Below are 13,333 nucleotides of genomic sequence, written 5' to 3'. Positions count from 1 at the left end.
CCTCCCATTTCACCGAGCGGTGTTCCCCTCTGAAGGTTATGACCTTCTTTTTTGGCCGGGCCGTTTGGCGCCCGGCCATTTTTCTTTTCGCCCTGCGTGTTGCCGGTGCGGCGCCGATCCGGCAGAGTTCAACACGCGCCGGCCATTGCGATCACTGGAAGAGGAGAGGGTCTCATGACATCCGACGTCGCCGTGATTGCCGGAGCGGGCTCCGGATTGAGCGCCTCGCTCGCGCGTCTTCTCGCCAGGGAAGGGTTCCATGTCGTCCTGGCCGCCCGAAACATCGAGAAGCTCGATGCATTGCAAGCGCAAACCGGCGCGCAAGCCGTGGCGACGGATGTCTCGGATCCGGCATCGGTCGAGCATCTGTTCGATATCGCGGACAAGGCTGGCCCGCTTTCCCTCGTGATTTTCAACGCCGGTGGCCGCGCTCGCGGTCCAATAGCCGAACTCGATCCCGAGGCTGTCCGACAGGCTTTGCTGGTCGGGGCCTATGGCGGGTTCCTGGTAGCTCAGCAAGCGGCCCGCCGGCTGATCGCTCAAGGGGCGGGGTCGATCCTCTTCACCGGAGCGACAGCAAGTGTGAAGGGGTTCGCCGGCTCCGCCGGCTTTGCGATGCCCAAATTCGGATTGCGCGGGCTGGCGCAATCCATGGCCCGTGAACTGGCGCCCAAAAACATCCACGTTGCGCATTTCATCATCGACGGCGCCATTGCTTCGGCCGCTTCCGGACAGGAGCCTGGGCCGCAGGATCGCCGGCTGTCTCCGGATGCGATCGCAGAGGCCTATCTCGCCATCCACCGCCAGCACCGCAGCGCCTGGACCTGGGAAATGGAACTCAGGCCGTGGGTCGAAAATTTCTGACTGGATCAGCGATCCATGCGACTTTTGCATGGCTCGTCTGCACGGGCCTTGAGGAGAGTCGACATCGGATGTGGATGTCACTATATAGCGGCGGCTTCGCGGGCTCACGCCTTGAAGCGCAACGTCATAGGCGGCTGTAGCGACAGCCAGTGAGATTAAGAAACGGACTGGAAGCCGTAAAAGGTAGAAGCAATTGCTCGGAGCGGGAAGACCCCGCCAACGGTACAGTCCTTCAGAATCAGAAAATGTTCTTCACCCCTCGATTTCCTTCGGCTCTGTGGACCCTGGACGGCTTCGGCTTGCCGGCTGGCCGCGACTCGGCTCGAATGGGAACATGCATCCTTCGCGGGATGCCGACGCTTATGATTACCAACCGGCTTTGCCGCCAGGGAACAGCAGTATGAGTGAACACGCGATCGAGTTCTTGCGGGGATGGATCGGCGAAAAGGTCCATTGCCAGTCCCACGCCAGGATCGAGAAGCAGGCCGAGACGTTGGCCCGCGAATGCGCCGCCAAGGCGGCCGAGGTCGGCATACCGCTGGAGGACATCCAGGAGGAAGTCGGCGACATCCAGGAATTGATCGCTTCCCGGCTCGAGGAAGCGGCCGAGGCCGACGAAAACCAGCAGGCCTCAAGCAAAGCCGCGGAATAACTACGGGTCAAACCTGTTCGAAACGCGCGGGCTTCGGCCCGCGTTTTCGTCTCAGCCATCCCTCTCAGCCAAACTTTTCTTCCAGCCACGCCTTTGGCAGCGCCGGCACGAAATTGCCGTCGCGCCCAGTCATGTCGTCATTGGCGATAAGAGCGTTGAGGATGGATTCCTCCACCGTCTGGATCACCGCATCGAAGAACGGGTCGATGTCTGTATCGGGAATGAAATCGGCGCTGGCGATGCGGCCGGACAACCCCAGCGCCGCGGCGGGATTAGCCGTCGAGAAGGCGAGGAAGATATCGCCCGAACTGTGATAGCCGAAGCCGCCCGTCAAGGCGACGCCGAGCGGCACACGGCGCGCCAATCGCTTCATCTGATGCGGCAGGAAAGGCGCGTCGGTCGCGATGACGGCGATGATTGAGCCCTTTTCCGCGCGCGACGTGGCTTCGCGGATCGCCGGTTCGGTGAGTTCGGGCCCGGCGCGCAGGCCGCGAATGGTGAAATTATGCCGCTTGCCGAAATTCGACTGCACGAAGGCGCCGACCGTGTAGGTGCGCCCCTGCCATGCGACGATGCGCGAGGCCGTGCCGGACCCTGCCTTGAAGCCGAAGGAGATCATGCCGGTGCCGCCGCCGACGCTGCCTTCCTCGACCGGTCCGCCGGCGGCGCCGTCAAGGGCTTCGGCGACGTGCTCCGACGTTAGATGGTGGCCGTTGATGTCGTTGAGAAATCCGTCATAAGTCTCCGCCGCCACCGGCAGCCCCCAGGCGCTGTCGATCGCGGCCGGCAGCACCCGGTTCATCCAGCGCAGCGTGCCGTCACGCGAAACACCGCAGGAATGCGTGTTGGTGATGGTGATCGGGAAGTTGAAGGCGCCGGTTTCCTCGATGATGTGCGAGCCGGTCATCTCGCCATTGCCGTTCTGGCTGAAAATGCCGGCGAAGACCGGGGTGGCCAATTCGGCGCGCGGCCTCGGCAGGATTGCGGTCACGCCGGTGCGCACCGGCCCCTTGCCGACGATAAGCGGACCATCGCCCGATATCAGCGTCGCATAGCCTACAGCGACGCCGGGCACGTCGGTGATCGCGTTGAACGGCCCGGGCGTTCCGTCGAAGCCGATAGCGAAGCTTCGCGCGCGCGGCTTGCCGGACGGCGTTGCCAGATGGTGCGGATTGTCGATCATGCTCTTAGAACAAGGATCCCTGATTGCCGGGTTCCTTTGCCTTTGCCGCCGGTCTGGCCACGGGCTTTGGCCGCGCCGCGCCACTGGTTGCCACCGCATCCGCCGTGCCATCGGCGAACTCCAGCGACAGCGCCATCCCCGACGCCACCTCGGCGGCCTGCTTGATGACCGCGCCGTCGGCATCCTTCACCAGCGCGAAGCCGCGCGCCAGGACGGCCTTGTGCGAAAGCGTCGCCATCAGCCGGTCGGCCTGGACGATGCGGCCGCGCAACCGCTCCAGCCTGAGCAGCATCGCCTGGCCGCCGCGTCTCGTCAAAGCCGTCAGAAGATCCCTCTGCACACGTTGGCGCCGGGCTGTCGGCTCGATCGTGATGCGGCCCTGCAGCAAAGCCAATTGCTGTCTGTGCCGCTGCAGCGATGCCTTGGCGCATTTTGGCAACTGATCCGCGGCACGATTGAGCTCCGCGCGCCGGCTTCTGGCCAGAGTGCGCAGCGCCCCTTGCGCCCGCAAAAGGCTACGGTCGTTGGTGCGCCGCGCTTCGGCAATCCGCTGCGACAGCATTGCCGGCGTCAATTTTACAGCGAAGAATCGCGCCCGCTTGCGCTCGGTGGAAACCATCAGGCCACGACCGAGCCTCGATGTCGCCTCGTCCAGGCGCCGGCGCGGCAGCGCCAGCAATTGATCGGGCGAGGGCATCGCACGCGCCGCCGCACGGGCTGCCTGCCGCTTGCGCTCGAAATTGCGCAAGACGGCGGCCTTGAGCCGCGCGCCGAGGCTGGCCAGCGTCGCTTCGAGGTCAGCCTTCACCGGCACGGCGATTTCGGCCGCGCCCGTCGGTGTCGGCGCCCGCACATCCGCGACAAGGTCGATCAGCGTCCAGTCGGTTTCGTGGCCGACAGCCGAAATCACCGGAATGCCCGAGGCGGCGACCGCGCGGGCGAGTGCCTCGTCGTTGAAGCCCCACAGATCTTCCAGGCTGCCGCCGCCGCGCGCCACGATCAGCAGATCGGGGCGCTGAATGGGGCTGTCCCATGCCAGCGCATTGAAACCGGTGACGGCATTGGTCACTTCCGCACTCGCCGTGTCGCCTTGAACCCGCACGGGCCAGACCAGCACATGCAGTGGAAAGCGGTCCTTGATGCGATGGATGATGTCGCGGATGACCGAGCCGGTCGGCGAGGTGACCACGCCGATGACGCGTGGCATGAACGGCAGCCGGCGTTTGCGCACCGCATCGAAAAGGCCCTCCGCCTGCAGCCGGCGTTTGCGTTCCTCCAGCAGCGCCATCAGCGCCCCGGCGCCGGCCGGCTCGAGATTGTCGATGACGATCTGGTAATTGGACTTGCCGGGATAGGTGGTGAGCTTGCCGGTGGCGATCACCTCCATCCCTTCCTCGGGACGAAATTTCAGCCGGCTCATCGTGCCTTTCCAGACCACGGCGTCGAGCCGCGCACGGTCGTCCTTGAGCGCGAAATAAGCATGGCCGGAGGAATGCGGCCCACGATAACCTGAGATTTCGCCGCGCACCCGCACATTGCCGAAGACGTCCTCGACCGTGCGCTTCAGCGCGCCTGATATTTCGCTCACCGTGTATTCGGTGGCGTTGGTGCGTGATTCGGATGCTGCTTCGCTCATCGGTCGATTGGGGGCCGGTTGGACGCCGACGTCAAGGCGGCCGTGTCAGGCCCGATAGTCATGACCCGCTTTTTACCAGCCCGGCAGGATCTGGTTCGGCTTGCTTCGCTTCATCTTGGCAAAGGCGAGGGCCGCGAAATCGAACGTCCCCGTCTCCTCGCCGAGCGGCACGGAGATGTTGTCCAGGCTTTCCGAGATGTGGCGGGCAAGCGCATCGACGATCTCCGGCCGCGAGGTCTGGCCGCGCATGATGCCGATGCGGCAGTCGGGCAGGGCGCCGAAGCCGTCGGCCTCGCCCAGCACCCGCATGCCGGGCCTGAGCGCGCATTCCGGCAGCACCGAGATCGCCAGCCCCGACAGCACGGCGGCGGTGATCACGGTCGCTGAGAAACTGGTGAACAGGATGCGGTAGTCGCGGTTCTGCTGGTCCAACACGTCGACCGCGGCGCGCCTCCAGATGCAGTTCGGCCGGCCGAAGGCCATCGGCAGCGTCTCCTGTTCATGTGTCGCATGGTTGGCCGAGGAGACCCAGAGCAGCGGTTCACGCCGCACCACCTCCGACTGGCCGCGCACATCATTGTGCGTCACCAGCGCTAGGTCGAGATTGCCGCGCTTGATGTGCTCGACCAGCCCCGGCGTCGGTTCGCAGATGACGGTCAGTTCGACGCGCGGATTGGAGCGCGTGAACCGTGCCATGATCTCGGGCAGGAAACGGTCCGCATAATCGTCAGGCGTGCCGATGCGGATCGTGCCTTCGAGCCTCTGGTCATCGAAGGCTGCGAGCGTTTCGCGGTTGAGATAGAGCAATCGCCTTGCGTAGGAGAGCAGTTTGTCGCCTTCCTCCGTCAGCCTGTTCGAGCGCCCCTCCTTCTCGAACAGCGGCTTGCCGATCCGCTCCTCCAGCCGGCGTATCTGCATCGACACCGCCGACTGGGTGCGGTGCACTTCTTCCGCAGCGCGGGTGAAGCTGCCGGTATCGGCAATCGAGATGAAGGTCTGCAATTGATCGAGATCGAGCGGCGCTTTCATCGGTCCAATCCATCACTACTGTTGATATTAAAGATTAGAAACATTCGTTGGATTAATCAATCGGTCGATGGCAAATTGGCATTGTCCAAGTGAAAGCCATGCATGTCGCCCAAAAGTGGACACCGGTTTTGAGACGACGACATGCATTTCTAAAATTGTATTTGAGACCGGAACGGCCGCTGTCGCCAGCGCCGATCGTCGGGTTTCGTCCGTTCGAGTCTGAAGGAGACCGATATGACCACGATCGATTTCGCCACCGAGACCTCGCGCATCACCTCGCGTCCGGCTGTTGCGACGCGCGTGGCCAACATTGTCTCCAACACCTACCGCGCCTGGAAAAACCGCCGCGCCTTCTACCGCCTTGGCGAGATGTCGGATGCAGAACTCGCCGATATCGGCCTCACGCGCGCCGACCTGCATGTTGCAATCGACGTGTCGTTTGGCCGTGACCCGACGGCAATCCTGCGTGAGATCGCCAGCGATCGCGTGGAAACGATCGAGGAAATCGCCCGCAAGGTGGCCTGATTGGTTCAGCTTCGGTTGCGTTGAACCCTTTCACGGTTCAGCGCGACCAAGGTTCTGCAGGCTCCCCACTCCCTGCCGGTTCCCCGCCGGCCTGCCTGCACGCTGCCCGGTCCTCCCAAGGACCGGGCTTTTCCTTTAAGGTTTACCGAAGGCCGGGCGACTACCGCCGGTCCATGTCCCGCTTGAACTGGTCGAAGATCGTTTCCACGCCCTTCTGGTATTCGTCGCGCTGCTGGGCTCCGGTCTGGAACATCTTGCCGAAAATGTCGTCGAACGGGTTCCGTGGCCGTCCGCTCGGATTGGCTTGGGGCTGTGGTGCTTGGCGCTGCTGCGGTTGCGGCGCTTGAGGTTGCGGCGCCGGCTGCCCGCCGGGCATCCCGAGGCCGCCGCCTCCACCTTGCCGCAGCATCTCCTCGAAGATTTTCCCCAGCGGGTTGTCGCCGTAGGGGCTCTGTGTCTGCTGGGGCTGGGGCCGGCTTTGTGGTTGCTGCGGCGCGCCGCCACCGAACATGTCCTGCAGCACCTTGCCGAGCGGATTGTCGCCATAAGGATTGGGCGCCGGCTGCGGCTGGCTTTGCGGCTGCGGTGAGCCGCCGCCGAACATGTCCTGCAAGACCTTGCCGAGCGGGTTGTCCATGGGGTTCTGAGGCGGTGGCGCCTGGCGCTGTTGCGGCGCTGGCGCCTGCATGCCGCCTTGCCGCATCATCTGCTCGATGATCTCGCCCAGTGGATTGTTGCCGCCGCCGCCAAGACCAGCCGCTGCCTGCATCTGGTTTGTCGTCTGCTTGAACAGTCCGCCCATTACCATCGAGGCGATAGCAGGCAGCATCTGCTGCAAGATCTGCTGGCTGACGCCGCTCGCCTGCGCGGCCTGGCTGGCCACGGCGCGCGACAGGTCTTTCGAACCGAACAGATGTCCCAGAATGCCGTTGCCCTCGTCGACGCCTTGCGGCGAGAAGGCGCGCGTGGCGTCCTCGAAATATTTGGCGTGCTGGCCGCTTGCCATCGCCGTCATGAAGGCGCCGAGCCCATAGGGATCGGCGGTGTTGCGTTGCAACCCTTGTGAAAAGGCTGGCAGCAGTGCGGCGACCGCCGCCTGCGTCTGCTGCAGCGAAAGCCCGTATTGCTGGGCAAGCGCCTGCATGCCGTTGCCGTTCTGGGCCTGCGCCAGCATGTCGAACAAGGTAGGCATCGGCTTCTCCTCCGGGAAATCCTCGAAAGAGAGCCTAATTCGTTTCAGCGCCCGATTGAAGTTACTTTTGCCACCCGCCATGGCTCGCGGTTAATAGGCATACTCCATGAACACCGGCTCGATCGAGCCGCCCCAGCGCGTGTGGTAGGCCGACAGCATCTCCTCCGCACTGGTGGTGCCGCGCGCCACGACCTCGTCGAGCGTGTTGAGGAACGAGGTTTCGTCGTAGCCGTCACGGTTCTTCTTGCCGCGGTTCTTCAACCCCGTGCGCGAAATGGCCATGACGTCGCGGGCGACCTCGCGCAACGTCGTGTTGCGGAAGGGCGCGGCAATGCCGAGCTCCGGCACGGCGTTGCGCATGGCCAGGACTTCCTTGTAGGTCCAGCTCGACGTCAACGCCTCGGCCGCGTCGAGTGCCACCTCGTCGTAGAGCAGCCCGACCCAGAAGGCCGGCAGCGCGCAGATGCGCCGCCAGGGACCGCCATCGGCGCCGCGCATTTCAAGGAAACGCTTGAGCCGCACGTCCGGGAACAGCGTCGACAGATGGTTCGCCCAGTCGCCCATCGTCGGCAGCCCGTCCGGCACTTCATTGCGCGCGGCCCCGGCCATGAACTGGCGGAAGGTGATATGCGTCATGTCGTGATAACGGCCATCGCGAATGACGAAATACATCGGCACGTCGAGTGCCCATTCGACATAGTCGGCGAAACCGAAATCGGGCGAGAAGCAGAATTCGAGCAGGCCCGAGCGCTGGTTGTCGGTGTCGCGCCAGATGTCGCCGCGCCAGCTCTGCAGCCCGTTCGGCCGGCTGTCGGTGAAGGGCGAGTTGGCGAACAGTGCGGTCGACAGCGGCTGCAGCTTCAGCGACACCTGCATCTTGCGGCGCATGTCGGCCTCGCTCTCGAAGTCGAGGTTCACCTGGATCGTGCAGGTGCGGTACATCATGTCGAGGCCCTTGGTGCCGACCTTGGGCATGTAGCGCGTCATGATCTCATAGCGCGACTTCGGCATTTTCGGTGTCTCGGCCAACGACCATTTCGGGCTGCCGCCGAGGCCGAGGAAGCGGATGCCCATCGGCTCGGCGATCTCGCGCACCTGCGCCAGATGGGCGTTGCCCTCGCGGCAGGTCTGGTGGATCGTCTCCAGCGGCGCGCCGGAAAGCTCGAACTGGCCGCCGGGCTCGAGCGAAATTGCCCCCTGGCCCGTCGGTTCGACCAAGCCGATGATGCGGCCGTCATCCATGATCGGATCCCAGCCAAGCTTGTTCTGCATGCCTTCAAGGATGGCGCGGATGCCGCGCTCACCACCATAGGGCACCGGTGCGTTGCCATCGACATAGAACGGGAATTTCTCGTGCTCGGTGCCGATGCGCCATTTTTCGCGCGGCTTGTTGCCTTCGGCCAGGTGCTCGACAAGCTCGTCTATGCCTTCGATGGGCCGGAAATCGGTTGTGTCGCGCGCCATTCTCAAGCCCTCAAAGGCGGTTGGACCACCGCCGGCGCTAAATGGACGAAATGTCAGTAGCCGATCAAGCGAAAAATCCTGAGCCACAGGTCAAGAGGAATTGAAGGCCACGCCCAGCAAACACCTCTTGCAAGAGACAGAGCACTACCAGTCGCCGATCGTTGCCTGCATCACCGCAAGCGCTGCCACGGCCGCCGTGTCGGCACGCAGGATACGCGGTCCGAGCGGAATGGCGGTCACGAAGGGGAGCGCGCGCAGCATCTTGCGCTCCTCGTCGGAAAAGCCCCCCTCGGGCCCGACGAGCAGGGCGAGCTTCTTCTCCTTCACCGTCTGCAACGCAGGCAGTGGGTTGTTGGTCGAGGCGTCCTCGTCGCAGAAGATCAACCGGCGTTCCTTGTCCCAGCCGGTCAGCAGGCGCTCGAATTTTTCCGCCTCGCGCACTTCTGGCACCGCCAGGATGCCGCATTGTTCGGCGGCCTCGACGACATTGGCGCGCAGGCGATCGATCGACGGCTTGGCCACCTGCGTGTGCTGGGTGATGACCGGCTGCAGGACGCCGGCGCCCATCTCGACCGCCTTCTGCACGAGATAATCCAGCCGGCCCTGCTTCAGCGGTGCGAAGCAATAGACCAGGTCAGGCAAAGGCGGCTGCGGCCTTTGCAGCGCCATTACTTTCAGCCGCACCGAGCGCTTCGATTTCGCTGATATCGCGGCCGACCACTCGCCGTCGCGGCCATTGAAGACAAGGATCTCGGCGCCTTCGGCGAGCCGCAGCACATGCAGGAGATAATGGCTCTGCTGCTGGCCGGGTTCGACCTCGATGTCCGGTCCGAGGTCGTCGGGCACGAACAGACGTTGCATCTTGTAGTTGGCGCGCATGGCCGAGGAATGGGCGAGGCGGCCGCCGGCGTCAAGCCTTGGCGGAGGGATGCCACACAGGCTGAAAGCCGTGACGCAGGATGGCAACCGTCGTTTCCGGGGTCAGCAGCACCAGCGTCTCGTCCTCGAACCGACCCAGGCTGGTAGGCGGGCCGTATCCGGCAAAAGACCATGGCAACGCCTTGCCGTGGCACAAGGCGTAGGTGCTGCCGCCGGTTGCGATCATCGCGCCGTCGGGCAGGCGGGCAAGCGCGTCCATCGCGACGGCAGGCCGTTTGCCACCCGACGCCAACCGCTCCTTGTGCAGCCGTTTGTCCACCTGCGGCGCGCGCGGCTCGGCAATGACGAAGGCTTGGCCGAAGCGCCTGACAAAATCCCTGGCTCGTTCGCGCTGGCAAAAGAAGCAGGGACGATGCCCGGCGGCGAGCGCCGTCACCTCGTCGAGGAAGAACAGTTCGGTCCAGCCGGCCTTGCCATCGGCCCGGTTGCGGCCCATCGGCTCGCGCCGCACATTGCGGAATTGGCACACGCAGATGATCCAGGCCTGAAGCGCCCAGCGCTTTTTCAGGAGCGTCTTTGTCGCGGGGTCGTGGATGATGCCGCGATTGCCGGTGAACAGGCCGCGCTCCGGCACGGCATGAATGGCGCCGAACGGATCGACCCGGTTCTGCAGTGGCATGGTTTTCTCCTGGGACACGCATCTTGGCTGCGATACTGGCGGCATGATATCGCTGGTTTCCTCGTTTTCATGTCAGCAGGGTTTGCCATGCGGGTGCTGGTGGTCCAGAACTTCGACAATACCGGCCTTGGCCAGGTTGGCGCGGCGCTCGCGGAAGCGGGTGCCGATCTCGATGTGCGCCTTCCCTACAAGGGTGATGCGCTGCCACGGGACGCAACCGGCCATGATGCCATGGTGGTGCTCGGCGGTGGCCAGAATGCACTGGACGACGAAGACTATCCCTATTTCCCGGCGCTGCTGGAACTGACCCGCGATTTTGCGGGCAAAGACCGCGCAGTGCTCGGCATCTGTCTCGGGGGTCAACTCGTCGCCCGCGCCTTTGGCGGCGAGAACCGCATTGGCGGCGCCAATGAATTCGGCTGGCGCGGCGTGTCGTTGACCCCGGATGCCAAGGCCGACCCGGTGCTGTCTGCACTGCCGGAAACATTCCCGATCTTCCAGTGGCACGACGATACATTCGAGCTGCCGGACGACGCCGTGCGGCTCGCCGGCAACGATGTCGCCGAAAACCAGGCGTTTCGCGTCGGCCGTGCCGTCTACGGCTTCCAGTTCCATTTCGAGGCCGACCGTCCGCTGGTGAAGGACTGGAGTTCCTCCTTCGCGCCGACCATTGCCGCGCGCCATCCCGACTGGGCCGGCGAGCTCGAGGACGAAATGGCCCGCAACGGCCCTGATGCCGATGCTGCCGGCCTCGCCATCGCCCGCGCCTGGGTGGCGACGATCTGAGCATTCGCTTCCGCGTCCTACCGCGTGACATAATTGGCACGTGGGCCGGAATCCGTCTGGGGAAAACCCTTTCATCCTTGGCTTGTGTCCGCCCGCTATCCTAGAAGGCGCGCGCTATATCGGCTGTGCAACCGGGATGAACCTTTTGTGTGACCCGTGCGACACACCATCGATACAGAACACGCCTAGAAGCGCGAAATCGTCGAAACTTTGAAGCGATTTTTCCGTTTCAACGCATTGGTAACCGCCTCGTGCACAGATGCAGAAAGCTCAACAAGAGATGACCTCCGTGAAAGCAGCTCTTCTGTCCTTTGCCATGCTGTCCGCCATCGTGCTTTGCGGCCTTGGCATCTATGCCGCCGATGCCGCCAACAACCACAATGCGGTCGACGGCTACGGCGTCACCGCCTCCCTGCGCTAAAGCCCAGGCATCGCTGGCGCGAGTATCCCTCGCGCCAGTATCCTCGCGCCCTTGGCGCCGGGGCCTCAAGGTTCCTTTATCGACATTTCCAGGATACGTTTGTCCGCGCCGTCCACGACGAGCGCGGTAAGCTTGCCTGACTGCCAGGCAAGCGTGTCGACATTGACGCGGTTGGCCATCACTTCCGCCTCGGGGACCGGCGTGTGGCCATGCACCACGATCTTCTGGAAGAGACCGGTGTGATCGTGGAAGACGTCACGGATCCAGATCAGGTCCTGGATATTCTGTTTCTCCAGCGCAATGCCTGGCCTTATGCCGGCATGGCAGAAGAAGAAGTCGCCTGACGTCATCGAGAACGGCAGCGACCGCAGGAAGTCGATATGGCTTTGCGGCACGGCTGCAAGCAGGGCTTGGTGGCCCTTGCGCATGGCTGACTCGGCCTTGCCGAACCAGATGCCGCTGCCGTTGTTGATCGTCACCCCATAGGATTGCGCGGTCTGGATGCCGCCAAAACGGATGAAGAGCCCTTCGGGGTCGGGTGTCTCGAGAAAGTCGAGAAAGCCGATGTCGTGATTGCCGGCCAGCATCAGGTTTCGCTGATCGCGTTCGCGCGCCTCGATCAGGAAGTCGACGACGCCATTGGAGTCGGGCCCTCGATCGACATAGTCGCCGAGATGGATGATGCGCCAGTCCGCGACCAGGTCCCTGGCGATCTCGGCCTCGATCTGTCCGTGCATGGCGGCCAGCAGGTCGAGCCGGCCATGCACGTCGCCGATCGCGTAGAGACGCACGCCGTCCGGCCCGCGTGCGTCGAGGAAATGGATGCCGGGTTCCGCCAAGGTTCTGGTATCTCCGTGGTCAGATGTCACGGCCTTAGCGCCGGAGTTGGTCCTTGCCCATGTCGGTGACCAGACGTTTTCCGCACAGCGCCAGCGTGATGTCCATCTCCTTGCGGATGATTTCCAACGCCTTGGTAACCCCTTCCTTGCCGAGCGCGCCCAAGCCGTAAAGAAACGGCCGGCCGATATAGGTGCCCTTGGCGCCCAGGCAGAGTGCTTTCAACACATCCTGGCCGGAGCGGATGCCGCCGTCCATATGCACTTCTATTCTGTCGCCGACCGCATCCGCGATCTCTTCCAGCGCCATGATGGAGGACGATGCGCCGTCGAGTTGGCGGCCGCCATGATTGGAAACGATGATGGCATCGGCGCCGGTGTTGGCCGCCATCAGCGCGTCCTCCTTGTCGAGGATGCCCTTGAGGATCAGTTTGCCGCCCCAGCGCTCCTTGATCCAGGCGACGTCCTTCCACGACAGGTGCGGATCGAACTGTTCGGTCGTCCATGACGACAACGAAGCCACATCGCCGACGCCCTTGGCATGGCCGACGATGTTACGGAAGGTACGGCGCTTCGTGCCAGCCATGCCCATCCACCAGCCAGGCCGCACAGCGATGTTGGCGATGTTGGCGAGCGTCATCTTGGGCGGCGCCGAAAGCCCATTGCGGACGTCCTTGTGGCGCTGGCCGAGGACCTGCAGGTCGAGCGTCAGCACCAGCGCCGAGCACTTCGCCGCCTTCGCCCGGTCGATCAAATTGAGGACGAAATCCTTGTCGCGCAGCACATAGAGTTGGAACCAGAACGGTTTCTTCGTCACCGACGCGACATCCTCGATCGAGCAGATGCTCATCGTCGAAAGCGTGAACGGCACGCCGAATTCCTCAGCCGCCTGCGCTGCCAGCATCTCGCCGTCGGCGTGCTGCATGCCGGTCAGGCCTGTCGGCGCAAGCGCCACCGGCATCGACACTTTCTGGCCGATCATGGTCGATTCCAGCGAGCGGTTGCTCATGTCGACCAGCACGCGCTGGCGGAACTTGATCTTCTGGAAGTCTTCCTCGTTTGCCCGGTAGGTGCTCTCGGTCCAGGCGCCGGAGTCGGCATAGTCGAAGAACATCTTGGGCACGCGCCGGCGCGCGAGATCCTTGAGGTCTGCGATGGTGAGAATGTCGCTCATGATGGTCCCCGCT

General features: G+C 63.7%; 14 protein-coding genes. 5 read left to right on the top strand and 9 right to left on the bottom strand.

What is annotated here, in order from left to right; genetic code table 11:
* Positions 1-174 precede the first annotated feature (174 nt).
* Positions 175-864, top strand: a complete 690-nt coding sequence (locus tag LB555_RS14280) for an SDR family NAD(P)-dependent oxidoreductase (RefSeq protein WP_140660860.1) — start codon at positions 175-177, stop codon at positions 862-864.
* A gap of 400 nt (positions 865-1,264) precedes the next feature.
* Positions 1,265-1,516: a DUF768 domain-containing protein gene (locus LB555_RS14275; protein WP_015316487.1), complete on the top strand. Its 252-nt coding sequence runs from the start codon at positions 1,265-1,267 to the stop codon at positions 1,514-1,516.
* 64 nt (positions 1,517-1,580) lie between these two features.
* Here the strand turns inward: LB555_RS14275 and LB555_RS14270 are convergent, their stop codons facing one another.
* The 3 genes from LB555_RS14270 to LB555_RS14260 all read right to left on the bottom strand — a co-directional run bounded on the left by LB555_RS14270 (position 1,581) and on the right by LB555_RS14260 (position 5,364).
* Entirely contained in the window at positions 1,581-2,699 is a 1,119-nt protein-coding gene (locus LB555_RS14270) for a P1 family peptidase (RefSeq protein WP_224683118.1), read from the bottom strand.
* A gap of 4 nt (positions 2,700-2,703) precedes the next feature.
* Positions 2,704-4,335: an exodeoxyribonuclease VII large subunit gene (gene xseA, locus LB555_RS14265; protein ID WP_140715558.1), complete on the bottom strand. Its 1,632-nt coding sequence runs from the start codon at positions 4,333-4,335 to the stop codon at positions 2,704-2,706.
* Between the two features lie 72 nt (positions 4,336-4,407).
* On the bottom strand, positions 4,408-5,364 hold the full coding sequence (locus tag LB555_RS14260; RefSeq protein ID WP_224683117.1) for a LysR substrate-binding domain-containing protein: 957 nt from the start codon (positions 5,362-5,364) through the stop codon (positions 4,408-4,410).
* A gap of 234 nt (positions 5,365-5,598) precedes the next feature.
* Here LB555_RS14260 and LB555_RS14255 point away from each other — a divergent pair, with 234 nt between their 5' ends.
* On the top strand, positions 5,599-5,889 hold the full coding sequence (locus tag LB555_RS14255; RefSeq protein ID WP_140725632.1) for a DUF1127 domain-containing protein: 291 nt from the start codon (positions 5,599-5,601) through the stop codon (positions 5,887-5,889).
* 160 nt (positions 5,890-6,049) lie between these two features.
* Here LB555_RS14255 and LB555_RS14250 read toward each other — a convergent pair whose 3' ends face one another.
* The 4 genes from LB555_RS14250 to LB555_RS14235 all read right to left on the bottom strand — a co-directional run bounded on the left by LB555_RS14250 (position 6,050) and on the right by LB555_RS14235 (position 10,103).
* Positions 6,050-7,081, bottom strand: a complete 1,032-nt coding sequence (locus LB555_RS14250; RefSeq protein ID WP_140715552.1) for a DUF937 domain-containing protein — start codon at positions 7,079-7,081, stop codon at positions 6,050-6,052.
* A 90-nt stretch (positions 7,082-7,171) separates the two neighbouring features.
* Positions 7,172-8,545, bottom strand: a complete 1,374-nt coding sequence (locus tag LB555_RS14245) for a glutamate--cysteine ligase (protein ID WP_140660864.1) — start codon at positions 8,543-8,545, stop codon at positions 7,172-7,174.
* Between the two features lie 144 nt (positions 8,546-8,689).
* Complete coding sequence (locus LB555_RS14240) at positions 8,690-9,424, bottom strand: 16S rRNA (uracil(1498)-N(3))-methyltransferase (protein WP_140715890.1); 735 nt, start codon at positions 9,422-9,424, stop codon at positions 8,690-8,692.
* Positions 9,425-9,455: 31 nt separating this feature from the next.
* Positions 9,456-10,103, bottom strand: a complete 648-nt coding sequence (locus LB555_RS14235; protein ID WP_015316495.1) for a hypothetical protein — start codon at positions 10,101-10,103, stop codon at positions 9,456-9,458.
* 87 nt (positions 10,104-10,190) lie between these two features.
* Between LB555_RS14235 and LB555_RS14230 the strand changes: the two genes are divergently transcribed.
* Together LB555_RS14230 and LB555_RS29300 are read left to right on the top strand one after the other, a co-directional pair.
* Positions 10,191-10,889, top strand: coding sequence for a type 1 glutamine amidotransferase (locus LB555_RS14230; protein ID WP_140792941.1), 699 nt, complete (start codon positions 10,191-10,193; stop codon positions 10,887-10,889).
* Between the two features lie 289 nt (positions 10,890-11,178).
* On the top strand, positions 11,179-11,310 hold the full coding sequence (locus tag LB555_RS29300; protein ID WP_013893872.1) for a hypothetical protein: 132 nt from the start codon (positions 11,179-11,181) through the stop codon (positions 11,308-11,310).
* A 65-nt stretch (positions 11,311-11,375) separates the two neighbouring features.
* Here LB555_RS29300 and LB555_RS14225 read toward each other — a convergent pair whose 3' ends face one another.
* Together LB555_RS14225 and LB555_RS14220 are read right to left on the bottom strand one after the other, a co-directional pair.
* A complete protein-coding gene (locus LB555_RS14225; protein WP_224683116.1) occupies positions 11,376-12,149 on the bottom strand; it encodes a metallophosphoesterase in 774 nt (257 codons plus the stop codon).
* Positions 12,150-12,183: 34 nt separating this feature from the next.
* Entirely contained in the window at positions 12,184-13,320 is a 1,137-nt protein-coding gene (locus LB555_RS14220; protein WP_015316498.1) for an alpha-hydroxy acid oxidase, read from the bottom strand.
* Between the last annotated feature and the right edge of the window lie 13 nt (positions 13,321-13,333).

Origin of the sequence: Mesorhizobium sp. BR-1-1-10 (assembly GCF_020165595.1) — a bacterium.
GTDB lineage: Bacteria > Pseudomonadota > Alphaproteobacteria > Rhizobiales > Rhizobiaceae > Mesorhizobium > Mesorhizobium australicum.
Note: the sequence above shows the minus strand (reverse complement) of the source record. Positions and strands in the feature narration are given on the sequence as shown.

Excerpts from the sequence above, each read along its gene's own strand:
- LB555_RS14240 (WP_140715890.1), bottom strand. The coding sequence starts at position 9,424 with ATGCGCGCCAACTACAAGATGCAACGTCTGTTCGTGCCCGACGACCTC.
- LB555_RS14270 (WP_224683118.1), bottom strand. The coding sequence starts at position 2,699 with ATGATCGACAATCCGCACCATCTGGCAACGCCGTCCGGCAAGCCGCGC.
- LB555_RS14235 (WP_015316495.1), bottom strand. The coding sequence starts at position 10,103 with ATGCCACTGCAGAACCGGGTCGATCCGTTCGGCGCCATTCATGCCGTG.
- LB555_RS14275 (WP_015316487.1), top strand. The coding sequence starts at position 1,265 with ATGAGTGAACACGCGATCGAGTTCTTGCGGGGATGGATCGGCGAAAAG.
- LB555_RS14255 (WP_140725632.1), top strand. The coding sequence starts at position 5,599 with ATGACCACGATCGATTTCGCCACCGAGACCTCGCGCATCACCTCGCGT.
- xseA (WP_140715558.1), bottom strand. The coding sequence starts at position 4,335 with ATGAGCGAAGCAGCATCCGAATCACGCACCAACGCCACCGAATACACG.
- LB555_RS14280 (WP_140660860.1), top strand. The coding sequence starts at position 175 with ATGACATCCGACGTCGCCGTGATTGCCGGAGCGGGCTCCGGATTGAGC.
- LB555_RS14260 (WP_224683117.1), bottom strand. The coding sequence starts at position 5,364 with ATGAAAGCGCCGCTCGATCTCGATCAATTGCAGACCTTCATCTCGATT.
- LB555_RS14250 (WP_140715552.1), bottom strand. The coding sequence starts at position 7,081 with ATGCCTACCTTGTTCGACATGCTGGCGCAGGCCCAGAACGGCAACGGC.
- LB555_RS14220 (WP_015316498.1), bottom strand. The coding sequence starts at position 13,320 with ATGAGCGACATTCTCACCATCGCAGACCTCAAGGATCTCGCGCGCCGG.
- LB555_RS14230 (WP_140792941.1), top strand. The coding sequence starts at position 10,191 with ATGCGGGTGCTGGTGGTCCAGAACTTCGACAATACCGGCCTTGGCCAG.
- LB555_RS14245 (WP_140660864.1), bottom strand. The coding sequence starts at position 8,545 with ATGGCGCGCGACACAACCGATTTCCGGCCCATCGAAGGCATAGACGAG.